The organism is Nonomuraea sp. NPDC004354, from assembly GCF_053602555.1.
This window is the reverse complement of the sequence record NZ_JBSGDV010000021.1, coordinates 20948-43489: the sequence shown is the minus strand read 5'-3', so window position 1 is coordinate 43489 and position 22542 is coordinate 20948. Positions and strand designations below refer to the sequence as shown.

The window sequence follows — 22542 nt, the reverse complement described above, 5'->3', positions numbered from 1 at the left end:
TAGGAACGTAAGATCCGTGAAGACGAAAAAGATGATCGTGATGGCGGGGCTGCTGGGCCTCGGCGTGCTGACGACAGGCTGCGGCGTCGTGGGCGCCGAGCAGCGCGAGAACTCCTCCTACGACGTCACCGACAAGGTGTCGGGCGTCAGGATCGAGGGCGACGCGGGCAACGTGGTGGTGACCGAGTCCGACCGCGAGGGCATCCACGTGTCGGAGACCCTCATGTGGCGTAACACCAAGCCGACGGCCACGCACACGGTGCGGGGCGACACGCTGGTGCTGACGTTCTCCTGCCCGCCCGCGGTCGGGATCATCAGCTGCGACGTCGACTACGAGGTCGAGGTGCCGCGCGGCCTCAAGATCAAGGCCATGGTCGACTCCGGCGACGTGACGCTGCGCGCGCTGTCCGGCGAGGTCGAGGCGACCAGCGACTCCGGCACCATCGAGGCCAGCGACCTGACGGCCAAGCGCGTGACGGCCGAGAGCGACTCGGGCGACCTGAACCTCGCGTTCACCGCGCAGCCCGACCGGGTCAAGACGACGACGGACTCAGGGACGACCGAGGTGCGCGTGCCGCAGGGGCCGTACAAGGTCATGGCGAAGACCGGCTCGGGGGACAAGAAGGTGAACACCGAGACCGACGCGTCGGCCACCCGGGTGATCGACATGCGCAGCGACTCGGGCGACGTCGAGGTCGTCACCCCGTAGCGGGCGCCAGCTCACCGCCCGCCGACGGCGCCCGGCGCGATACGGGTGCCGCCGCCGACCGGCGGACAGCGGCGGCGCGGGACCGGCGAGGGGGTACGCCTGGCCCTCGTGCCCGTCGGCGCCCTCGGAAACCCCGCTCCGGCCGCGGGTCAGTGCTCGACGGTCACCACGATCTTGCCGATCTGCGCGTTCGACTCCAGGTACCGGTGGGCCTCGACGATCTGGCCCAGCTCGAAGGTACGGTCCACGACGGGCCGGAAGGCGCCCGAACGCAGCCCGGAGGCCACGAAGGCCGCCGCCCTGCGCATCCGCTCAGGCTGCCGGGCCGTCTCGAGCATGGTGTACGTACGCATGTTCACGGCAGGCATGCCGAGCTCGATCGCCGGATAGGGGGTCGGCTCGCCGCTCAGCGCCCCGTACACGAGGAGCGTGCCGTCGGCGGCGACCACCCTGGCCAGGTCACGCACGCCGGGACCGGCGACGGCGTCGAAGACGAACTCGGCGCCCCGGCCGCCGGTGGCTGCCAGCACCCGCTCGACCGCGTCCTCCGACTCGGTGACGATCACCTCCGCCGCGCCCTCCTTCAGCAGGGCCTCCTTCTTGGCGGCGGTACGGGTGAGGGCGATGGGCGTCGCGCCGACACGCTCGGCGACGTGGATGGCGGCCAGCCCCACGCTGCTGGACGCGGCGTTCAGCACGACCGTGTCGCCGGGCCGCATCCCGCCGACCTCCACCAGCGCGCCGTAGGCCGTCACGTACGGCATCCACACCGCCGCGCCCTCGACCGCGCCCAGCCCCTCGGGACGGGACACCACCGCCGACGCGGGCACGATCGCCCGCTCGGCGTAGACGCCGTAGTCGTTCTGCGAGAAGGCGGGCACGGTGCTGACGGGCTGCCCCGGCGTGAACCCGGTGACGCCCTCCCCGACCGCCTCGATCACGCCGGCGGCCTCGGAACCCAGCCTGGCGGGGAAGCGCCGCACCGGCTCGATGTAGTGGCCGGTGCGGAACAGCACCTCGGCCCTGTTCAGCCCGATCGCGTCCACCCGGATGCGCACCTCGCCCGGACCCGGCTCACCGGCCTCCACGTCCTCCAGCCGCATCACCTCGGGGCCGCCGAGCTCGTGGAACAGCACCGTCCTGGCCATCACGCCATCCTTTCGCCGTGGGAACGATGGTCCACTCAACCCTGGAAGTACGACGACTGTCAAACTTCGATGGCTGTCGTACAATGGCGGGCATGGAAGACGATCGCATCCCACCGCACCCCGACGTCCGGACGATCACGCTTCAGCAGGTCCTCGAGGCCCTCGTCGACCCGGTACGGCGGAGCATCGTCACGCAGCTCCACGACGCCACCACCGACGTCCGGTGCGGCGGGTTCGACCTGCGCGTGAGCAATTCCACGGCCACACACCACTTCCGGGTCCTGCGCGAGGCCGGCCTCATCCGGCAGTACTACGTCGGCACCTCGCGGATGAACGCGCTGAGGCGCGAGGAGTTCGGCGCGGCCTTCCCCGGCCTGCTCGACGCCGTCGTCACCGCCGAGCGCGCCGCCACGCCACCGGCGCACGATGCCGCCGGCCGCGGGCGAGCCGTCTAGAACAGGACGGACATGAAGGTGTCGACCTCGCGGAAGCCGACCTTGCGGTAGACGGCCCGGGCCGCGTGGTTGTAGTCGTTGACGTAGAGCGACACCACCGGCGCGAAGCAGGACAGCGCCGCCTCCACCACCGCCGCCATCCCCGCCACGGCGTGGCCGTGACCGCGCAGCGCGGGGTTGACCCACACGCCCTGGATCTGGCACGCCTGCGGGGTGACCGCCCCGATCTCGGCCTTGAAGACCACCGCGCCGTCGTCGATGCGGGCGTAGGAGCGGCCGATGCGGATCAGCTCGGCCACCCGCGTGCGGTAGAGCGCGCCGCCGTCGCCGCCGTTGGGCGAGACACCCACCTCCTCGGTGAACATCGCCACGCAGGCCGGCAGCAGGATGTCGAACTCCTCGGGCCGCACCCGCCGTACCAGCGGGTCGGCGGGCACCGGCGGCTTCTGGGAGGTCGCCATCACCGGCTGCGACCAGCGGATCGCCCTGGCCTGCCCCCAGTACGGCTCCAGCCGCTCCCACAACATCTCGACCGCGGTGGCCGGGCCCACGATCGACGAGCACCTGCGCCCCTGCTTGCGGGCCCGCTCGGCGAAGGCGTGCACGGCCTCGGGGCCGGCGTTGACCGGCACGAGGTTGGCTCCGGCGTAGCAGAGCGAGGTGAGCGCGCCACGCGGCCCGAACCCCCACATCTGCCCGCCCAGGCGCGTCGGGTGCAACCCGACGCTCCGCACCCTGGAGGCGACGAAGACGTTCGCGACAGGATCGGTGTCGAGAAGTGCGAGCACTTCGTCCCTGTCGCTGTCATCGAGCACGCGCGACGCCGATGTCCGCAGCATCACACCGGCCAGCCTACGCGACCTGCCCCCTTTTGACAGGAACCAGCGCACCTATCGGACGCCGAGCAGCCCCGGCAGCGGCGCCGGCGCGGTCTCCTCCGCCGCCATGCGGTTGGTGACGACCGGCGCGGGGCGGCCCCGGCAGGAGGTGTCGGCCGCCGGGAGGGTGCCGTCCTGCAGGTAGCGGACCAGATGCGCGTCGACACAGCTGTTGCCGGCCAGCGAGACGCCGTGGTTGCCGCCCGGCTCGACGACCATGCGGGCGCTGGGGAAGCGCCGCCGCAGGTGCATGGCCCCCTCGTACGGCGTGGCCGCGTCGCGGCGCGACTGGAGCATCAGGATCGGCGGCAGCGCGGGGTCCGCCTTGACGGTGACGGGCGTGCCCCCCGGCTCGGCCCAGAACGCGCACGGCGCGTTGTACCAGGCGTTCGGCCAGGTCATGAAGGGCGCGACGCGGTGCATCCTGGTCATGTCGGCGTGCCACCTGGACCAGTCGCGTGGCCACGCCGCGTCGCGGCACTGCACGCCCAGGTAGACCGCGTAGGAGTTCTCGTCCTCGGCGTCCTGGACGGCGTGCTGGCGCCAGGCGGCGACCAGGTCCTGCACGTCGCCCTGCCGGACGTAACGCGACCACGCCCCGGCCAGCTGCGGCCAGACCGCGTTGGCGTAGCCGCCCACGGTGAACAGGTCGTCGAGCTCGCTCGGGCCGACCACGCCGCCCGCGGGCCTGGCGGCCAGCCGCCGGCGCATGGAGTAGTAGGCGAAGGAGGTCTGCCTCGTCGTGCGGCCCAGGCCGTAGACGTTGTTGTGCCTGGCCGTCCAGTCCAGGAAGTCGCGGTGGCGTCGCTCGAACGCCGTGTTCTGGGCGAGGTTGGTCTGGTACCAGTTGCCGCCGGGGTCGACCGAACTGTCGAGGACCAGGCGCTTGACCCTGCCGGGGAACAGGGTGGCGTAGACCGCGCCGAGGTAGGTGCCGTAGGAGTAGCCGAGGTAGCTGATGCGGTCCTCGTCCAGCGCGGCCCTGATGCGGTCGAGGTCGCGCGCGGAGTTCTCGGTGGTCAGGTACGGCAGCATCCAGGCCCACAGGTTGCCGCAGCGGTCGGCGTAGTCCTTGGCCCTGCCGAGCAGCGCCTGCTCGGCGGCCGGCCCGCTCGGCACCTGGTCGGGGCGCGGCGCGGCGAAGTAGCGCTCCGGGTCCACGCAGCGCAGCGCGGGCTCGCTCTTGCCCACCCCGCGCGGGTCGAAGCCGATGACGTCGAAGCGGCCGGCCAGCTGCGGCGGCAGGCTCGCGGCGACGTGCTTGGCCATGTCCTGGCCCGACGCGCCGGGCCCGCCGGGGTTGACCAGCAGGACGCCGAGGTGGTTGGCGTCGCGGGAGACCGAGCCCTTGATCCGGTTGAGCGCCAGCGTGATGTGCTGGCCGTACGGGTCGCGGTAGTCGAGGGGCACCCTGACCTGCCCGCACTCCACACCCGGCTGCTCCGGCTCGACCGCCGCCGGCGGGGTGATCCCCACCCCGCCGAGCACCCGGTCGGTGACCGAGGTCTGCTTCCCGCACGGCCCCCAGACCACCTGGCCGGCGATCGCCCTTGTCTGGGCGTCCGCGGCACCGTTGACTCCTGTGGCCAGCAGCGCCAATACCGCACCGATCCCGACAACCCGCTTCACCCGGCTGCACTCCCTCTGCTCAATGGGACGAAGCGATGATGCCGTGAGCGACCAGACGAACACGCAGCGTATCCAGGATTGATTACCAACCTGTAACGTTCTTCTTGCTCTCCGTACGCATGGGGCTCGCGGCCTCCGAGGAGGGCGCGGGGCGGGCCAGGACGATCACGCAGACGGTCGCGACGGCGGCGAGACAGGCCAGCGCCAGGCACACCGTGTGGAGCGCGCCGGTGAAGGCCTCCCCCTCCAGCCGCCCGCCGCTGAGCGCGGCCAGCATCGCCCCGGCACCCGCCAGCATCACGGTCTCGATCGCCAGCCGCGCGGTGTTGAACAGCCCGGCCGCCGCGCCGACCCGCTCGCGCGGCAGCTCCGCGATCGCCAGGCCGTCCAGCACGCCGTTCGACAGCCCGACCCCGACCCCGACGAGCGCGAACGGCGCCAGCATCCCCACCGGCGCGCTGTCAGGTCCCACGGTGACCATCAACAGCGCGCCGAGGCCGCTGGTCGCCACGGAGGCCGCCACGGTCGTCACGGGCCACGCCCGCGCCAGCGCCGCGCCGGCGGGGGGCAGCACCACGGCGGGGACGGTGAGCATCAGCAGCCACAGCCCGGCCTGCCCGGGCTCCACGCCGACGACGGAGATCAGGTAGGAGGGCAGGTAGACCACGAGCGGCACCAGGATCCCCATGAGCGCCCCCGCCGCCAGCGCGAACGCCAGGAAGCGGCGGTCCGCCAGCAGGTCGAGCTGGACCATGGGGTCGGCCGAACGCCGTTCCACGACCACGAACAGCGAGGCGAGCAGCACCGCGGCCGCCAGAGCGCCGACGACGAGCGGGCTGCCGAACCCCAGCGCGGGCCCCTCGTCGAGGGCGAAGATCAGCAACAGGAGCGAGGTGGTGAACAGCGCCGCGCCCGGCCAGTCGACGGTACGGCCCTCGCCGCCGCCGAACCTGGGCAGCACGCGCACCAGCGACAGGACGACGGCGGAGATCGCCGCGGGCAGGGCGAAAACCGCCCGCCAGCCCAGCCACTCCACCAGCAGCCCGCCGACCGTGGGCCCGAAGGCCAGCCCGGCGCCGAGCACCGTGCCCAGCAGGCCGAAGGCCCGCGCCCGCGCCCGGCCGTCGAAGGCCGCGGCCAGGATCGACGAGCCGCCGGTCGTGGCCGCCGCGGCGCCGATGCCGCCCAGGGCGCGTACCAGGTTGAGGACGACGATGTCGCCCGCCAGAGCCCCGGCCAGGCTGCTGACGCCGAACAGCGCCACGCCGCAGGCGAAGACGCGCCGCCTGCCGAGCACGTCCGTCAGCGAGCCCGCGAACACCAGGAAAGCGGCGAAGCAGGCGTTGTAGCCGTTGACCACCCACTGGGTCGCGGCCAGGCCCGCGCCCAGCTCGGCCCTGATGCCGGGCAACGCGACCGAGGCCCCGGTGATCGTCAGGGGGATGGTGAGGAAGGAGACAAGAACGATGAGAAGGGTTTTGCGCACCGCGCGCTCCGCAGATCAAGAAGGGAGCCGGGGCAGCATTGACGGCCGCACCGGCGAACTGACGGGCTGATGCGGCGGCTCAGAAACGGGTTGACGCCGCCGCTAGAGGCGGCGGGCTCTGTCCGAGATGGGCACGGTCCATCTCTACCGATGATCGCGTCGCGCGTCAAAACCTTTTCGGCGGACCGAAGCCACCCCCGACACCCCCGGCGCCCCAGCGCCCCGCCTCGCCCTGCCGCCTCGCCCTGCCGCCTCGCCCTGCCGCCTCGCCCCGCCCTGCCTTGCTGCCCCGCCCTGCCTTGCTGCCCCGCCCTGCCTTGCTGCCCCGCCCTGCCTTGGTGCCGTGCCTCGCCTCGCAGGCGACGTCCAGTCTTACGGGCAGCACCCGGCCCACCACACCCGGTCTCACGGGCAGCACCCGGCGCGCGGTAGTGGCCACCGAGCGGCGGCCACCGGCCTTCGTGACACCGAGCGGCGCCTCCCCCCACCGGGCGGCACCTCCAACCGCCCGACAGCTCCGCGGACGGCACCTCCAACCGCGCGACAACCCCGCGGACGGCGCTTCCAACCGCGCGACAACCCCGCCGGGCGGCACCTCCATCCGCCCGACCCGTGGGCGCCGGAGGCAGGCGTCCGACCGGCATCCCGAGGTGGCCGGGAGCAAGCCGCCGGGGCGGCCCGACGGCGTTCCCCCGCGCATGGACCACACCGGTCGCGGCGCGCTTCAGGCTCTGCGGTCGCGGCGTCCGTACCTGGCCACGCGCCAAGCCCCGCGGTCGCGGCATGCGCCGCACCCGCGGCGATTCAAGCACCACAGCCGCGCCGCACGCCAAGCTCGGGACGACGGGTATGGCGGGTACGACCGGTACGGCGGGCGGAACGCCGGAGGTCAGCCGACGGTGACCCGCACGCCCGCGTCTTCGTCGTCGTCGAGGTCGACCTCCACGCCCATGTCCTCGGCGATGCGCAGCGCCTCCTCGATCAGCGTCTCGACGATCTGCGACTCGGGGACGGTCTTGATGACCTCTCCCTTCACGAAGATCTGCCCCTTGCCGTTGCCGGAGGCCACGCCGAGGTCGGCCTCGCGCGCCTCGCCGGGCCCGTTGACGACGCAGCCCATGACCGCGACGCGCAGCGGCACCTTCAGACCCTCGAGCCCGGCCTGGACCTGCTCGGCCAGGGTGTAGACGTCGACCTGGGCGCGACCGCACGACGGGCAGGAGACGATCTCCAGGCCGCGCTCGCGCAGGCCGAGCGACTCCAGGATCTGGGTGCCGACCTTGACCTCCTCGACGGGAGGGGCCGACAGGGAGACGCGGATGGTGTCGCCGATGCCCTCGGCCAGCAGCGCGCCGAAGGCCACGGCGGACTTGATGGTGCCCTGGAAGGCGGGGCCCGCCTCGGTGACGCCGAGGTGGAGCGGGTAGTCGCACTGCCGGGCGAGCTGCCGGTAGGCGTTGATCATCACGACCGGGTCGTTGTGCTTGACCGAGATCTTGATGTCGCGGAAGTCGTGCTCCTCGAACAGCGAGCACTCCCACAGCGCGGACTCCACCAGCGCCTCGGGGGTGGCCTTGCCGTACTTCTGGAGCAGGCGGGGGTCGAGGGAGCCGGCGTTGACGCCGATGCGGATCGGCACGCCGTGGTCCTTGGCCGCCCTGGCGATCTCGCCGACCTTGTCGTCGAACTTCTTGATGTTGCCCGGGTTGACGCGGACGGCCGCGCAGCCGGCCTCGATGGCGGCGAAGACGTACTTCGGCTGGAAGTGGATGTCGGCGATGACGGGGATCTGCGACTTCTTCGCGATGATCGGCAGCGCGTCGGCGTCGTCCTGGGACGGCACGGCGACCCGCACGATCTGGCAGCCTGAGGCGGTCAGCTCGGCGATCTGCTGCAGGGTGGCGTTGATGTCGGCCGTCACCGTCGTGGTCATCGACTGGACCGAGACCGGCGCGTCGCCGCCCACCGGCACGTTGCCGACCATGATCTGGCGGGAGTGGCGCCGCTCGGCCAGCGGCTTGGGACGGACCGACGGAATGCCCAGTGCTACGGAAGTCACGTCCCCCAGTCTAGGCAGCGATACGGACCGGCCGGTGCCGTGGTTCAGAACATCCCTTTAGCGGTACTCCGCGCCCATGCGTCAGCGGCGAGGACTTCGTCCACGGATGTGGCCGGCGTCGTGACGTGCCGTTCGACCACCTTCGCGATGGTGTCGACGATCCCGAGGAAGGAGAGCCTGCCCTGCTGGAAAGCCTCGACGCACACCTCGTTGGCGGCGTTGTAGACGGCCGGGGCGGTGCCGCCCTCGACGCCGACGTGCCTGGCGAGGGCGACCGCGGGGAAGGCCTCGTCGTCGAGCGGCTCGAAGGTCCAGGTGTGCGCCCTGGTCCAGTCGACGGCCGGGGCGGCGCCCGCCACACGGCCGGGGTGGCCGAGCGCCAGCGCGATGGGCAGCCGCATGTCGGGCGGGCTGGCCTGGGCGATCGTGGAGCCGTCGACGAACTCCACCATGGAGTGGATGATCGACTGCGGGTGGACGACGACCTCGATCCTGTCGAAGCCGATGTCGAACAGCAGGTGCGCCTCGATCACCTCCAGGCCCTTGTTGACCAGGGTGGCCGAGTTGATCGTGATCACCGGCCCCATGGACCAGGTGGGGTGCGCCATCGCCATCTCGGGCGTCACGTCGGCCAGCTCCGACCGCGTGCGCCCGCGGAACGGCCCGCCGCTGGCGGTGACGACGAGCCGCCTGACCACCTCGGGGTCGTAGCCGCTTCCCGGCGGAGCCGCCGCCCACAGGCTCTGCTGCAGCGCCGAGTGCTCGGAGTCGACCGGCAGGAGCTGCCCCGGCTTGGCCAGCCGCTTGACCAGCGGCCCTCCGATGATCAGTGACTCCTTGTTGGCCAGGGCGAGCGTGCGGCCGGCCTCCAGCGCGGCCAGCGTGGAGGTCAGCCCGAGCGCGCCGGTGATCCCGTTCAGCACGACGTCGGACTCCATGGCCGCCACCTCGGCGACCCCTTCGGGCCCGCCGAGCACCGTGACCCCCGGCAGCGCTTCCTTGAGAGCGGGTACGGCGGCCGCGTCGGCCACCGCGACCGTCTTGGCCCCGGTCCGGACGGCCTGTTCGATCAGCAGGTCGACCCGCCCTCCCCCCGCGGCCAGCGCGGTGACGCCGAACCGCCCGGGGGTGCGGTCGATGACGTCGAGGGCCTGGGTGCCGATGGATCCGGTCGATCCGAGCACGGTCACGGAGCGGGAGAGGTCTGAGTCCACGGCCCCATTGTTCCGCATGCCCGCAACTCCCGTTAACCAGGTGAATTCAAGTAAATAAATGTCCGAATAACGCTATATCCGTCTGAGCAAATCTTGAGAAATCTGGATATTGGTGCCGCTAACTTCCAACCTCAGTTCCGGTCAATGGAGGTACGCATGCACCGCAGACTCGCTCTGCTTTCCATCCTCACCCTCGCCGCCGGCGCCACCGCCCTGCCGGCGGCGTCGGCACAGGCGGGAGCGGGACCGAAGCCGGTTACCGAGGAGGCCGCCGAGACCAAGACCGAGCAGAAGGCGGTCGCGCGGTACTGGACCCCGCAGAAGATGGAGGACGCCCAGCCGCTCAACCCGCCCGCCCCCCGCTCGCGCGCCGCGTTCGGCGTGCCCGGCGAGCCCACCACCGGCATCCCGTGGGAGGCCCCGCCGACGAGCGCGGCGCCCACCGACCCGCAGGCGGCGCAGGCGAGCTCGGGCAGCGCGTGGACCGGCGGCGGCGCGATCACCAAGACCGCCGGCCGGGTGTTCTTCACCTACCAGGGCCGCAACGCCTCCTGCTCGGGCAACGCGGTGACCAGTGCCAACAAGAGCGTGGTGCTGACCGCCGGGCACTGCGTGAAGATGGGCGGCGCCTTCCACACCAACTGGGTGTTCGTGCCGGGCTACGACAAGGGCGCCAGGCCGTACGGCACGTGGGTGGCCACCAAGCTGCTGACCACCCCGCAGTGGGACGCCCGCGAGGACATCAACCACGACGTCGCCGCCGTCGTGGTCGCGCCGCTGCAGGGCAGGGCGCTGACGGACGTCGTGGGCGGGCAGGGCGTGGCCTTCAACCAGGGACGGCGCCAGCAGATGCACTCCTTCGGCTACCCGGCCGCCGCGCCGTACGACGGGTCGAGGCTGATCTACTGCAGCGGCAGGACCTTCGACGACTTCCTGATGTCCAAGGACCACGGGCTGACCTGCAACATGACCGGCGGCTCGAGCGGCGGTCCGTGGTTCGTCGGCTTCGACGAGAAGACCGGGCTCGGCACCCAGAATTCGGTGAACAGCTTCAAGTACAATTTCGCGCCCAACTGGATGTTCGGCCCGTATTTCGGCGCCGAGGCGCAGGCCGTCTACAACGCCGCCCAGAACACCGACGCCCTCTGAGCCGATTTACCGAAAGTAACCACAAGGACACATCTTGTAGTGCAGACTCGGGGCTCATGACTTCGAGCCTCCCCCTGCTTGCGTCCGCGCCGCTCGTCGCGGGCATGATGGGCGCGGCACTGATCGGCGCCGCGCCCGTCCACCACCCGTCGAAGCAGGACGCCGCCGGCGCGCGACGGCCGGCGGACGTCGTCGAGCACGTGGCCGCGCGCAGCACCGTCGAGCAGCGCCGCGTGCTCGACTACTGGACACCGCAACGGATGTCGCGGGCGCTGCCCATCGGCCTGCTCGACAGCGTGGCCAAGGGCGCGCTCGACAAGGACGCGCTGACCAGGGGCTCGCTCACCAGGGGCGCGGCGGCGGAGGGTGCACTGCCCAAGGAGGTGCTTCCCAAGGAGGTGCTTCCCAAGGAGGTGCTTCCCAAGGGCGTGCTGCCCCAGGGAGTGCTGCCCAAGGACGGCGGGCTGCTCAGCGGGCTCAGCAACAGGGCGGGCCTGGCCACCGCCCCCGACCTGTCCGGCGCCACGGGCTCGGTGGCCGCGCCGCGCCGGCAGAACAGCCGCCCGTCCGCGACCACCAGCGGCTCCCGGTGGATGACGGGAGGCGCGGTCACCCGCACGACGGGGCGGGTGTTCCTGACGATGGACGGCGTCGACTTCGTCTGCTCGGCCAGCACGATCAGGAGCGCCAACAAGGACGTCGTCGTCACCGCCGGCCACTGCGTCAAGGACGGCACCGGCAGCTGGGCGGCCAACTGGACGTTCGTGCCGGGCTACGAGGCCGGTGGCGGCCGGCCGTACGGGACCTTCACCGCCCGCCGCATGTTCGTGGCCGGCCCGTGGTCGCGGTCCGGCGACGACAGCTACGACCTCGGCATGGTCGCGCTCAACACCGCGGGCGGGCGGCACGTCACCGACGCGGTCGGCATGCAGGAGATCGCCTTCAATCCCACCCGCGGCGGGCAGACCTACGGCTTCGGCTTCCCCGCCGACCCGCCCTTCGACGGCGAGCGGCTCATCTACTGCGCCGGCCGGGTCGCCGAGGACCCCCACGGGCAGACCCGCGACCAGGGCCTGCGTTGCGACATGACCGCGGGTTCCAGCGGCGGCCCGTGGCTGACCTCGTTCGACGCGGTCACCGGGCGCGGCATGGTGACCTCGGTGAGCAGCTTCAAGTACAGCGACGACCGCGGCACCATGTACGGCCCCTACTTCGGCGACTCCGCCAAGGCCCTGTACGCGAGCGCGGAACGGGCCTGACCGGCGCGGCGCCCGGGCTCCTGCCCGGAGGAGGGCGGCGGAACGGGCCTGACCGGCGCGCCGCCCGGGCTCCTGCCCGGAGGAGGGCGGCGGAGCGGTGAGAGCGATGACACACGGGTGAAACACCGCTCCCGTTAGCCTCCTGTCCATGCAGGTCACCAGAGTTCCCGCGGAGTCGCCGCGGATCGTCGAGTTGTGCGCCGAGCAGCAGGCCGAGCTGGCCTGGCGGCAGCGTGCGGTCGTCGACGACACGCCCAAGCACCTCGACCCCCGCATCTCCTTCCTGCTGCTGCACGAGGGAGAGGAGGTGGCGGGCTGCGCGGGGCTCCAGCCGCTGGAGCCGGGGGTGGGCGAGCTGAAGCGCATGTACGTCCGCCCGGACCACCGCGGGCGCGGTCACGCGCGCCTGCTGCTGACCGAGATCGAGAAGCTCGCGGTCGAGTACGGCATGCGCACGCTCCGCCTGGAGACCGGCCGCCTGTTCGACGAGGCGATCGGGCTCTACACCTCCTGCGGCTACCGCCCCATCCCCCGCTTCGGCCCCTACGCCGAGTGCGCCGAGAGCGTCTGCTTCGAGAAGAGCGTCTGACACCACACCCCCACACCTCTGTTCTCCAGGGCTTTCGCTCGATATTTGGCTGAATGACCAGTCAGTGGGTAGGGTTCGCGGCATGAGAATCCTGCTTGTGGGAGCCGGCGGCGTCGGCTCCGCCGTGGTGCCCATCGCCGCCCGCCGACAATTCTTCGAACACATCGTGGTGGCCGACTCCAAACAGAACCGGGCGGCCGAGGCCGTCGCCCAGGTGAACGACCCCCGGTTCAGCGCCATCCAGCTCGACGCCGCCGACCGTGCCCAGGTCGCCGCGGCCCTGCGCGAGCACCGCTGCGACGTGCTGTTCAACGCCGTGGACCCGCGCTTCACCATGCCCCTGTTCGAGGCCGCGCTCGAGGCCGGCGCCCACTACCTCGACATGGCCATGTCCCTGTCCAGGCCGCACCCCCGCAGGCCGTACGAGCTGACGGGCGTGAAGCTCGGCGACGAGCAGTTCGCGCGCGACGCCGAGTGGCGCGCGAACGGCAGGCTCGCGCTGGTCGGGATGGGCGTGGAGCCCGGCCTGGCGGACGTGTTCGCCAGGTACGCCGCCGACCACCTGTTCTCCAGCATCGACGAGGTGGGCATCAGGGACGGCTCCAACCTCGTCGTCGAGGGCTACGACTTCGCGCCGACCTTCTCCATCTGGACGACGATCGAGGAGTGCCTCAACCCGCCGGTGGTGTGGGAGGACGGCGACTGGCGCACGACCGAGCCGTTCAGCGAGCCGGAGGTGTTCGACTTCCCCGAGGGCATCGGCCCGGTGGAGTGCGTGAACGTCGAGCACGAGGAGGTCCTGCTGGTCCCGCGGTGGATTGACGCCAGGAGGGTGACGTTCAAGTACGGCCTGGGCGAGGAGTTCATCGGCGTGCTGAAGACGCTCCACAAGCTCGGCCTCGACGGCACCGACAAGGTCAGGGTCGGCGACAAGGAGGTGGCGCCGCGCGACGTGGTCGCCGCCAGGCTGCCCGACCCCGCGACGCTCGGCGACAGGATGCGCGGCAAGACCTGCGCGGGCACTTGGGTCAAGGGCGTCGGCAAGGACGGCCGCCCGCGCGAGGTCTACCTGTACCACGTGGTCGACAACGCCTGGTCGATGCGGGAGTACGGCGCGCAGGCCGTGGTGTGGCAGACCGCCATCCACCCCGTGGTCGCCCTGGAACTCGTCGCGCGGGGCGTGTGGAAGGGCGAGGGGGTGCTCGGTCCCGAGGCGTTCGACGCCGTGCCGTTCCTCGACCTGCTCAGCGAGTACGGCTCGCCGTGGGGCATGAGGGACCAGTCGGAGGACCGGGCCGCCTAGCTGTACCTGGCGCCCGGGAAGGCCACCACCTCGGCCGGAACGATCGGGAACAACGCCTCCGCGCAGTCGGCGCACGCCATCACGCGGGAGTCGTCGGGGAGCCGGCCGACATGCACCCTGGGGCGCGGCCAGCGCTTGTGGCAGACGACGCACGCTTCACCGTCGCGTTGCGCCTCACTCATGCCGTCGGCGTCGAAGGTCACCAAGCCGGGCCAGTCCATCACGCTCCTCGCGCTTCGCCGCTGGGGGGTGCACCGGAACCGTTATAGCTCGGTGATCGTTTAGCGCGTTGCCAAGCGAGAGTGAAAACTCGGCGATGGCCATACGCAAAAACGGGCATCCAGCGCAAGCCGGATGCCCGTTTTTCGCGTCGTTATGCGGACAGCGCCTTTTCGAGGATGCCGAGGCCCTCTTCCAGCAGGTGCTCGGGGATGACGAGCGGCGGCAGGAAGCGCAGCACGTTGCCGTAGGTGCCCGCGGTCAGCACGAGCAGGCCCTCGGCGTGGCACCTGCGGACGACCTCGGCCACCGCCTCGGGGTTCGGCTCCTTGGTGCCGGGCTTGACCAGCTCGATCGCGATCATCGCGCCGCGGCCGCGGACGTCGCCGATGATGTCGTGGCGCTCCTGCATGGCGCGCAGCCTGGGCAGCATGATCTCGCCGATGCGGCGGGCCTTGCCGACCAGGTCCTCGGCCTCGATGGTCTCCAGGACGCCGAGCGCGGCCTCGCAGGCCAGCGGGTTGCCGCCGTAGGTGCCGCCGAGGCCGCCCACGTGCACCTTGTCCAGCAGCTCGGCGCGGCCGGTCACCGCGGCCAGCGGCAGGCCGCCGGCGATGCCCTTGGCGGTGGCGATGATGTCGGGCACGACGCCCTCGTCCTCGCAGGCGAACAGGTGTCCCGTACGGGCGAAGCCGGTCTGCACCTCGTCGGCGATGAAGACGATCCCGTTCTCGCGGCAGAACTCGGCGATGCGGGGCAGGAAGCCCTTGGCCGGCTCGATGAAGCCGCCCTCGCCGGCGATCGGCTCGATGACGACGGCGGCCACGTTGCTGGCGCCGATCTGCTTGGTGATCGCGTCGATGGCCTGGGCGGCGGCTTCCTCGGCGCAGTTCTCGGGCCCGGTCGGCCAGCGGTACGGGTAGGCCAGCGGCACCCGGTAGACCTCGGGCGCGAACGGCCCGAAGCCCTGCTTGTAGGGCAGGTTCTTGGCGGTGAGCGTCATCGTCAGCAGCGTGCGCCCGTGGTAGCCGTGGTCGAAGACGACGACGGCCTGCCTGCCGGTGGCCAGGCGCGCGACCTTGACCGCGTTCTCGACGGCCTCGGCGCCGCTGTTGACCAGGAACGAGCGCTTCTCGTGGTCGCCGGGCGTGAGGCTGTTGAGCTTCTCGCACACCTCGACGTACGACTCGTAGGGCGTGACCATGAAGCAGGTGTGGGTGAAGTCGGCGACCTGCTTGCCGACCCGCTCGACCACGCGCGGCGCGGAGTTGCCCACGCTGGTGACGGCGATGCCCGAGCCGAAGTCGATCAGGGAGTTGCCGTCGATGTCGACGACCACGCCGCCACCGGCCTGCGTCACGAAGACCGGCAGCGTCGTGCCGATGCCGGGCGGGACGGCCGCCTGCTTGCGCGCGAGCAGCTCCCGCGACTTCGGGCCTGGGATCTCGGTGACGAGGCGGCGTTCCTGCGGAAGCGCCGGACCTCCCTGCTGGTTACTCATGCTTGTGACGCTACGGCGGGCGGCGCCGTGTGCCGATGTGTCGCGATGGCACAATGGGCCTAGCTCGCTTTGCCGGAATGGACAAACACTCGATGGCGCCTTCTCTGCAGACAGTGGTGCGCCGCATGCGCCTGATCCCGCTGGCCGGTTCGCTCGACCGCCCCGTGCGCTGGGTCGCGGTCAGCGAGCTCGAGGATCCGACGCCCTTCCTGGAGGGCGGCGAGCTCGTGCTCACCACGGGGATGCGCCTGACGACCGGCTTCGCGCCGTACGTCGGCAGGCTGGTGGAGCGCGGGGTGGCGGGCCTCGGCTTCGCCGTCGGGCTGACCCACGAGCACGTGCCCGCCGAGCTGGTCGAGGCGGCCGCCGCGGCGGGGCTGCCGCTCCTGGAGGTACCGCGCGAGACGCCGTTCATCGCCATCGGCAAGACGGTCAGCGACCTGCTGGCGGCCGAGCAGTACGAGGAGATCAGCAGGGCGTTCGCCGCCCAGGGCAGGCTGACACGGGCCGCGCTGCGGCCCGAGGGCACCCACGCGGTGATCGACAGGCTGGCCAGGGAGGTCGACGGCTGGGCCGTGCTGCTCGGCGAGTCGGGCGACGTCGAGCACGCCACGCCGGACGCCCGTCTCGGCGCCGTCCTGCCGGTCCTCCACCGGTTGCGCCGCGCCTCGAAGGACGGTGCGACCGGTGCGGGCCCCGCCGAGCGGCCGCTGGCCAGCGTGGCGCTGTCGTCGCCGGGCGAGCACGTGATCGTGCAGCCGATCGGGGGCGCCTCCAGGCGCATCCGGGGCTTCTTCGCCGTCGGCGCGCCGCACCCCTTCTCCCCCGTCGCGCACACCGTCGTCAACGCGGCGGGCTCGCTGCTCACGCTCGCCCTGGAGCAGGGCCGGACGTTGGTGGCGGCCGAGCGCGGGGTGCGCGCGGCCGTCCTGACGTTGCTGCTGGCCGGCGAGGTCGACCAGGCCCGCGCGGCACTGGCCCCGCTCGGCGCGGTGCTGCCCGAGGAGCCCTTCACCGTGCTGGCGGCCGACGCGGAGACCCTGGAGCCGCTGGAGCCGCACACGTTCACCAGCGGCGGCATCGCGCTGGTCGAGCAGGTTCCCCCGCTGGGCGAGGCGCCCGCCGGGGTGAGCGCGCCGGTGCCGTACGCCGACCTGGACAGCGGCATCGACCAGGCGGGCCGCGCGCTGGAGGCGGCGCGCAAGGCGGGCGGCACGGTGCGGTTCGCCGACCTCGCGGGGCAGGGCCTGCTGGCGCTGCTCGATCCCGCGGCCGCCGGCGCGTTCGCCGCGGCTCTGCTCGCGCCGCTCAACGAGTACGGCTCGCGGGCCGACCTCATCGAGTCGCTGCGGGCCTACCTGACGGCCAACGGCCACTGGGACGCGGCGGCGCAACGGCTCGGCGTGCACCGGCACACGCTGCGCTACCGGATGAAGCGCGTGTCCGAGCTGCTCGGCCGCGACCTCGACGATCCAGGGGTGCGCGCGGAGCTGTGGGTCGCGCTCAACTCTTCGGGGCCAGGTAGCCGGAGATCGTCGCGGTCGTGACGGCCTCGTAGGTGCGGCCGTCGCGCAGGTGGCCGGCGCGCTCGAGGCTGATGGCGCCCTGCGCGGCCGCCCAGAGCGCGTCGGCGATCTTGCGCGGCTGGGTGGGGACGAGGTAGCCGGCCGAGATGCAGTCGGAGATCACCCTGTCGAGGATGTTGAGCGCGGCGCGGGCCAGGGTCCTGGCGCGCTCGCTGGGCTCGAAGCCCGGGATGGCCTTCTCGAACATCAGCGGGTAGAAGCCCGGCTCGGCCATGCACGCCTCGCGGTAGGCGGGGCCGAGGGCGCTGAGGTACTCGAAGGGGTCCTTCCTGGCGGGCACCGCTTCGAGGAAGCGGCGGAACCGCTCGAACCCCTCCAGGTAGAGCGCCTCGGCCAGCCCCTCCCTGCTGCCGAACATGGTGTAGACGACCGTGGTGGAGCAGCCCGCCTCGGTGGCGATCCGGCGCATCGACAGGCCGTCGGCGCCCTCGGCGGTCAGCAGGTTGGCGGCGACGTCGAGGAGACGGCCACGCAGCTCGTCGTGGGATGTCCGCTCGCCCAGCAGATAGGCACCCTGAAGCCCCAGCGGCGCAGTGGAGGTCATGGGGCTTGGCCTTTCACGCTCGGGGGAACCGCACCAAGAGGACTTAGCCAGGACGGAGATCCCTCAAACCACTCGACAACCTAAACATCCCGAAATAGCACTACTTCCGTTACACAATCGGGAAGGAGAGTTTGTTCGTAACGGCCTGCTCCCTCCTCGCTGTTGTGCAACGTGGAGAACTTACCCGCCTCGGGTTCTGGCATAGCGTCGAGGTATGGACGTGCGCACCTTCTGGCTCGCTGGACGCCCCGCCAAGGGGGACACCGAGCTCACCGTTACCAACTCCCACGACGGTCGCGTGGTCGGCATCTACTCGGTGCCCACCGAGGCTCAGGTCGAGGAGGCGATCGCCGCGGCGGCCGCCGTACAGAAGGAGGCCGCGGCGCTGCCGGTGCACGTACGCGCCGAGGCCCTGGCCCACGTGGCCAAGCGGCTGGCCGAGCGGGCCGAGGAGATCGCCCAGCTGATCACCGGCGAGAACGGCAAGCCCATCTTCTGGGCGCGCGGCGAGGTCAACCGCGCGATCTCCACCTTCCGCTTCGCGGCCGAGGAGGCCAGGCGCTGGTCGGGCGACGTGCAGCGGCTCGACACCGAGCCGGCCGCCACCGGCCGCCTCGGCTACGTCACCAGGCAGCCGCGCGGACCCGTGCTGGCGATCACGCCGTTCAACTTCCCGCTGAACCTCGTCGCGCACAAGGTCGCTCCCGCCATCGCCGTCGGCGCCCCCGTCATCGTCAAGCCCGCCCCCGCCACGCCGCTGTCGTCGCTGGTGCTGGGCGAGATCCTGGCCGAGACGGACCTTCCGGCCGGCATGTTCTCGGTCCTGCCCGTCGAGAACGAGCGCGCCGCCGCGCTGGTGCAGGACCCGCGCCTGCCCGTGGTGTCCTTCACCGGATCGGGACCGGTCGGCTTCGCGATCATGGACCAGGTGCCGCGCAAGCACGTGACGCTGGAGCTCGGCGGCAACGCCGCGGCCGTCGTGCTCGCCGACGCCGACCTCGACTGGGCGGCCTCACGCGTGGCGCTGTTCTCCAACTACCAGGCGGGCCAGAGCTGCATCGCCGTCCAGCGGGTCATCGTCGAGGAGTCGGTGCGCGAGGCGTTCGAGGAGAAGCTGCTCGCGGCGGTCTCCACCCTGGTCACCGGCGACCCGCTCGACGAGAAGACCCAGGTGGGACCGCTGGTCTCGCTGGCCGCCGCCGAGCGCGTGTCCGCGTGGGTGGACGAGGCCGTCGCCGCCGGCGCCCGCGTGCTGGCGGGCGGCACCCGCGACGGCGCCACCGTCACGCCGACCGTCCTCACCGACGTGGCGGAGGACTCGAAGGTCTCCTGCGAGGAGGTCTTCGGCCCGGTCATGATCCTCAAGTCGGTGGCGTCGGTGGACGAGGCGTTCGCCGAGGTCAACAACTCCAGGTTCGGCCTGCAGGCGGGCGTGTTCACCCGCTCGCTCGACACGGCCTTCCGTGCCAACCGCGAGCTGGAGGTCGGCGGCGTGATCATCGGCGACGTCCCGTCGTACCGGGCCGACCAGATGCCCTACGGCGGCGTCAAGGAGTCCGGTGTCGGCCGCGAGGGCGTCCGCTCGGCGATGGAGGACCTCACCTACGAGAAGGTCATGGTCCTCACGGGCCTGTCCCTCTGACCGTTCGCGAGCCTGCGGGACGGCTGCCGTCCCGCAGGCTCGACGCCTGGTCAAGGCCGCAGCGCTGCCAGCTGCTGTTCGAACGGCACGACCTCGTCGTCCTCCCGGATGACGGGCCGCGCCCCGCCCACCAGGCCGGCCAGTTCGGCGGCCGCGCGCTCGACGCGTTCGGGCAGCCCCTCGGCGCCCCAGTCCTCCGACGCCGCGTAGACGGCCGTCGGCACCACGATCGCCCGCAGGTAGGCGAACATCGGCCGCAGCGCGTGCTCCAGCGCCAGGGAGTGCCTGGCCGTACCGCCGGTCGCGGCGATCAGCACCGGCTTGCCGGCGAGGGCGTCGTTCTCGATCACGTCGAAGAACGACTTGAACAGGCCGCTGTAGGAGGCGGTGAAGATCGGCGTGACGGCGATCAGGCCGTCGGCCGAGGTGACCGCCTCGACGGCGCGGCGCAGCTTGGCGCCGGGGAACCCGGTGACCAGGTTGTTGGCGATGTCGACGGCCAGGTCGCGCAGCTCGATGACCTCGATCTCCGCCCCGGGCAGCCGCGCGGCGCTCGCCGCCGCCAGGCGGTCGGCGAGCAGGCGGGTCGAGGACGGCTGGCTGAGACCGGCCGAGACGACGGCGAGCTTCATGGGTCACACTCCTACGGCAGCGGTGGCCTTGGCCAGCAGCGACTGGTGGGTGGGGGCGTCGGGCACGTTGGCCGGACGGCCGACGGCGAACTCCTTGCGGAGCACGGGCACGACCTCCTCGCCCAGGATGTCGAGCTGCTCCAGCACGGTCTTCAGCGGCAGGCCGGCGTGGTCCATCAGGAACAGCTGGCGCTGGTAGTCGCCGAAGTACTCCCTGAACTTGAGCGTCCGCTCGATGACCTGGTCGGGGCTGCCGACCGTGAGCGGGGTCTCGGCCATGAACTCCTCGAGCGAGGGGCCGTGGCCGTACACGGGGGCGTTGTCGAAGTACGGGCGGAACTCGCGGATCGCGTCCTGGGAGTTCTTCCGCATGAACACCTGGCCGCCGAGCCCGACGATGGCCTCCTCGGGCAGGCCGTGGCCGTAGTGCGCGTAACGCCGCCGGTACAGGCTGATCAGCCGCTGGTAGTGCTCCTTCGGCCAGAAGATGTTGTTGGCGAAGAAGCCGTCACCGTAGTAGGCGGCCTGCTCGGCGATCTCGGGGCTGCGGATGGAGCCGTGCCAGACGAACGGCGGCACGCCGTCGAGCGGCGCCGGCGTCGAGGTGTAGCCCTGCAGCGGGGTGCGGAAGCGGCCCTCCCAGTCGACGACCGGCTCGCGCCACAGCCGGTGCAGCAGCGAGTAGTTCTCGATGGCGAGCGGGATGCCGTCGCGGATGTCCTTGCCGAACCAGGGGTAGACGGGTCCGGTGTTGCCGCGGCCCATCATGAGGTCCACCCGGCCGTCGGACAGGTGCTGCAGCATCGCGAAGTCCTCGGCGATCTTCACCGGGTCGTTGGTGGTGATCAGCGTCGTGGACGTCGACAGGATGAGCCGCTCGGTCCTGGCCGCGATGTAGCCGAGCATCGTCGTGGGCGACGAGGCGACGAACGGCGGGTTGTGGTGCTCACCGGTCGCGAAGACGTCGAGGCCGACCTCCTCGGCCTTGAGGGCGATCGTGACCATCGCCTTGATCCGCTCGGCCTCGGTCGGCGTCCTGCCGGTGGTCGGGTCGGTGGTGACGTCGCTGACCGTGAAGATACCGAACTGCATGGCGATCTCCGCTCCTTCATGTTGAAGTTTCAATCGTCATGAACAGTGACCACTCGCAGGATATTCCACCCGGCAGGACGTGGCAACGGGGGGTAAAAGAAAGGAGCGCCCCGGGGTCGGGGGAAACACCCGGGACGCCCCTGGCGAGCGTCGCCCAGCGGGGGGACGGGCACGCCCGCGGCATGGTCAAGCGAAGGTCGACAGGCCCCCGATCAACCCACCAGTTCACTCCACCGTTTGGTCCAGGTGGCGTAGTCAGTGCATTCCCCGTCCCGGGGTTTGCAATCCCCCGGTGGGCGTACCGCAAAGATGATCTTTTTCAGCTTCGCCGGGTCGTCGGCTTCGTAGGCCGCGCAGATCCGCTTCGCCCGTCCCTTGCACGCCGCGGGGTTGGCGGGGGCCAGGCCCGCCCACGCCGCGGCGTCGCGCTGGGTCTCGGCCGTGGCCGTCAGGCTCAGCCAGCGGTAGGCGCAGTCGAGGCTGGGCGTGTTCGCGTTCAGCATCCAGGAGTCGACCCAGCCCGTGGTCGGGGCGCCCAGCGCCCTGACGTCCCTGCCCGCCTTCTGCAACAGCATCCTGAAGTACGGCGTCGCCTGCGCGATCTCGACCTCGCCCGTGGCGAACGCCCGCACCAGCGAGATCGGCTCCCGCCAGTAGAGCCGGTGCTTGTTCTTGCCCAGCAGCGTCACGGCCTCGTCGAGCTGCTCGGTCGTCAGCTCGTAGGGGTGGGCGACCTCGTCCGCCACCGCCGCGTCGGCCAGGCTCAGCGGGCTGTCGGGCACCGCCGACCGCTGGCTGTCGTAGAGGGCGAGCCGGTCGCGGGGCTTGATCTTCGCGGCGTCGTAGACGATCTCGTTGACCCCCCACAGGTACGGCACGCCGTACACCTTGCCACCGACCACGCTCTGCTCGCGCAGTTCCTCGGCCAGCTCGTCGTACCCGGTGACCTTGGCGGTGTCGATGGGCTGCACCTGGCCGGCGGCGATCAGGCTCGCGGCCACCTCGGGGCCCGCCGAGATCACGTCGTAGACGCGCTCGCCCACCTTGGCCTGCATCTCCTGCGCGGTCTGCACCACGTCCAGCCTGGCGATGCGGCAGCCCGTCCTGCTCTCGAACTCCGCCACCCAGTTCTTGCCGCCCCCGCCCCACTCGGCATGCCCCTTGTAGGTGAGGATCTGCAGGGTGCCGTCGCTCTGCGGCGCGCTCGCCGTGGCCGTGGGCGTGGTGGTGGCCGTGGTGGTAGGTGTGGTGGTGGGTGTGGGCTTGGCCGAGGGGGTGGGGCTCGCGGTGGGGGCGACCCGCACCGAGGTGGTCCGGCCGGCGGTCGCGTCCGCGCACCCGATCAACGTCAGGCACGCCACGCCGGCGACCGCCATGGCAGGTATGCGGTGCTTCACGAAGTCCCCCTTGTCCAGCCTGGAGCTTACCGGGGACGGCAGGCGGCGGCG

The 22542-nt window shown here is 71.6% G+C and carries 20 protein-coding genes; 8 read left to right on the top strand and 12 right to left on the bottom strand.

Annotated features, from left to right (window positions below):
* Positions 1 to 16 precede the first annotated feature (16 nt).
* Positions 17 to 709 (top strand): DUF4097 family beta strand repeat-containing protein, encoded by a 693-nt coding sequence (locus ACWENQ_RS38355; protein WP_449929151.1) that lies wholly within the window; start codon positions 17 to 19, stop codon positions 707 to 709.
* Positions 710 to 858: 149 nt separating this feature from the next.
* Here the strand turns inward: ACWENQ_RS38355 and ACWENQ_RS38350 are convergent, their stop codons facing one another.
* Entirely contained in the window at positions 859 to 1857 is a 999-nt protein-coding gene (locus ACWENQ_RS38350; protein ID WP_452418636.1) for a zinc-dependent alcohol dehydrogenase family protein, read from the bottom strand.
* A gap of 92 nt (positions 1858 to 1949) precedes the next feature.
* Between ACWENQ_RS38350 and ACWENQ_RS38345 the strand changes: the two genes are divergently transcribed.
* Positions 1950 to 2312 (top strand): ArsR/SmtB family transcription factor, encoded by a 363-nt coding sequence (locus ACWENQ_RS38345; protein ID WP_354917907.1) that lies wholly within the window; start codon positions 1950 to 1952, stop codon positions 2310 to 2312.
* Here ACWENQ_RS38345 and ACWENQ_RS38340 read toward each other — a convergent pair.
* The 5 genes from ACWENQ_RS38340 to dxr all read right to left on the bottom strand — a co-directional run bounded on the left by ACWENQ_RS38340 (position 2309) and on the right by dxr (position 9578).
* A complete protein-coding gene (locus ACWENQ_RS38340; RefSeq protein ID WP_449929272.1) occupies positions 2309 to 3151 on the bottom strand; it encodes a GNAT family N-acetyltransferase in 843 nt (280 codons plus the stop codon). The two genes, ACWENQ_RS38345 and ACWENQ_RS38340, sit on opposite strands and share 4 nt — an antisense overlap.
* A gap of 51 nt (positions 3152 to 3202) precedes the next feature.
* Positions 3203 to 4819, bottom strand: coding sequence for an alpha/beta hydrolase (locus ACWENQ_RS38335; protein WP_449929147.1), 1617 nt, complete (start codon positions 4817 to 4819; stop codon positions 3203 to 3205).
* An 82-nt stretch (positions 4820 to 4901) separates the two neighbouring features.
* Complete coding sequence (locus ACWENQ_RS38330) at positions 4902 to 6305, bottom strand: MFS transporter (protein WP_452418634.1); 1404 nt, start codon at positions 6303 to 6305, stop codon at positions 4902 to 4904.
* Positions 6306 to 7194: 889 nt separating this feature from the next.
* The gene (ispG, locus tag ACWENQ_RS38325; protein WP_354917899.1) at positions 7195 to 8364 is read right to left on the bottom strand and encodes a flavodoxin-dependent (E)-4-hydroxy-3-methylbut-2-enyl-diphosphate synthase; all 1170 of its coding nucleotides are present in this window, start codon (positions 8362 to 8364) and stop codon (positions 7195 to 7197) included.
* 44 nt (positions 8365 to 8408) lie between these two features.
* On the bottom strand, positions 8409 to 9578 hold the full coding sequence (dxr, locus tag ACWENQ_RS38320) for a 1-deoxy-D-xylulose-5-phosphate reductoisomerase (protein WP_452418633.1): 1170 nt from the start codon (positions 9576 to 9578) through the stop codon (positions 8409 to 8411).
* 156 nt (positions 9579 to 9734) lie between these two features.
* Between dxr and ACWENQ_RS38315 the strand changes: the two genes are divergently transcribed.
* The 4 genes from ACWENQ_RS38315 to ACWENQ_RS38300 all read left to right on the top strand — a co-directional run bounded on the left by ACWENQ_RS38315 (position 9735) and on the right by ACWENQ_RS38300 (position 13878).
* A complete protein-coding gene (locus tag ACWENQ_RS38315) occupies positions 9735 to 10727 on the top strand; it encodes a trypsin-like serine peptidase (protein WP_452418631.1) in 993 nt (330 codons plus the stop codon).
* Positions 10728 to 10783: 56 nt separating this feature from the next.
* Positions 10784 to 11986 (top strand): trypsin-like serine peptidase, encoded by a 1203-nt coding sequence (locus tag ACWENQ_RS38310; protein WP_452418629.1) that lies wholly within the window; start codon positions 10784 to 10786, stop codon positions 11984 to 11986.
* A 148-nt stretch (positions 11987 to 12134) separates the two neighbouring features.
* Positions 12135 to 12575 carry a GNAT family N-acetyltransferase gene (locus tag ACWENQ_RS38305; RefSeq protein ID WP_449929138.1) on the top strand — a complete coding sequence of 147 codons (441 nt, stop codon included), beginning with the start codon at positions 12135 to 12137 and terminating at the stop codon, positions 12573 to 12575.
* Positions 12576 to 12657: 82 nt separating this feature from the next.
* The gene (locus ACWENQ_RS38300) at positions 12658 to 13878 is read left to right on the top strand and encodes a saccharopine dehydrogenase family protein (RefSeq protein WP_449929136.1); all 1221 of its coding nucleotides are present in this window, start codon (positions 12658 to 12660) and stop codon (positions 13876 to 13878) included.
* Here the strand turns inward: ACWENQ_RS38300 and ACWENQ_RS38295 are convergent.
* Together ACWENQ_RS38295 and gabT are read right to left on the bottom strand one after the other, a co-directional pair.
* Complete coding sequence (locus ACWENQ_RS38295; protein WP_354917882.1) at positions 13875 to 14099, bottom strand: hypothetical protein; 225 nt, start codon at positions 14097 to 14099, stop codon at positions 13875 to 13877. The genes ACWENQ_RS38300 and ACWENQ_RS38295 overlap by 4 nt on opposite strands.
* Before the next feature lie 152 nt (positions 14100 to 14251).
* A complete protein-coding gene (gene gabT, locus ACWENQ_RS38290; RefSeq protein ID WP_449929133.1) occupies positions 14252 to 15598 on the bottom strand; it encodes a 4-aminobutyrate--2-oxoglutarate transaminase in 1347 nt (448 codons plus the stop codon).
* A 125-nt stretch (positions 15599 to 15723) separates the two neighbouring features.
* Between gabT and ACWENQ_RS38285 the strand changes: the two genes are divergently transcribed.
* On the top strand, positions 15724 to 17145 hold the full coding sequence (locus ACWENQ_RS38285; RefSeq protein WP_354917877.1) for a PucR family transcriptional regulator: 1422 nt from the start codon (positions 15724 to 15726) through the stop codon (positions 17143 to 17145).
* Here ACWENQ_RS38285 and ACWENQ_RS38280 read toward each other — a convergent pair.
* On the bottom strand, positions 17102 to 17728 hold the full coding sequence (locus ACWENQ_RS38280; RefSeq protein ID WP_452418627.1) for a TetR/AcrR family transcriptional regulator: 627 nt from the start codon (positions 17726 to 17728) through the stop codon (positions 17102 to 17104). The two genes, ACWENQ_RS38285 and ACWENQ_RS38280, sit on opposite strands and share 44 nt — an antisense overlap.
* A gap of 214 nt (positions 17729 to 17942) precedes the next feature.
* On the opposite strand from ACWENQ_RS38280, the gene ACWENQ_RS38275 reads away from it, so the two are divergent.
* Positions 17943 to 19370: an aldehyde dehydrogenase family protein gene (locus ACWENQ_RS38275; protein ID WP_449929129.1), complete on the top strand. Its 1428-nt coding sequence runs from the start codon at positions 17943 to 17945 to the stop codon at positions 19368 to 19370.
* Positions 19371 to 19420: 50 nt separating this feature from the next.
* On the opposite strand, the gene ACWENQ_RS38270 is transcribed toward ACWENQ_RS38275, so the two are convergent.
* From ACWENQ_RS38270 to ACWENQ_RS38260, 3 genes are all read right to left on the bottom strand, one after another.
* The gene (locus tag ACWENQ_RS38270) at positions 19421 to 20002 is read right to left on the bottom strand and encodes an FMN reductase (protein WP_449929127.1); all 582 of its coding nucleotides are present in this window, start codon (positions 20000 to 20002) and stop codon (positions 19421 to 19423) included.
* A 3-nt stretch (positions 20003 to 20005) separates the two neighbouring features.
* The gene (locus ACWENQ_RS38265) at positions 20006 to 21094 is read right to left on the bottom strand and encodes an LLM class flavin-dependent oxidoreductase (protein ID WP_449929125.1); all 1089 of its coding nucleotides are present in this window, start codon (positions 21092 to 21094) and stop codon (positions 20006 to 20008) included.
* 212 nt (positions 21095 to 21306) lie between these two features.
* Complete coding sequence (locus tag ACWENQ_RS38260; protein ID WP_452418626.1) at positions 21307 to 22491, bottom strand: extracellular solute-binding protein; 1185 nt, start codon at positions 22489 to 22491, stop codon at positions 21307 to 21309.
* Between the last annotated feature and the right edge of the window lie 51 nt (positions 22492 to 22542).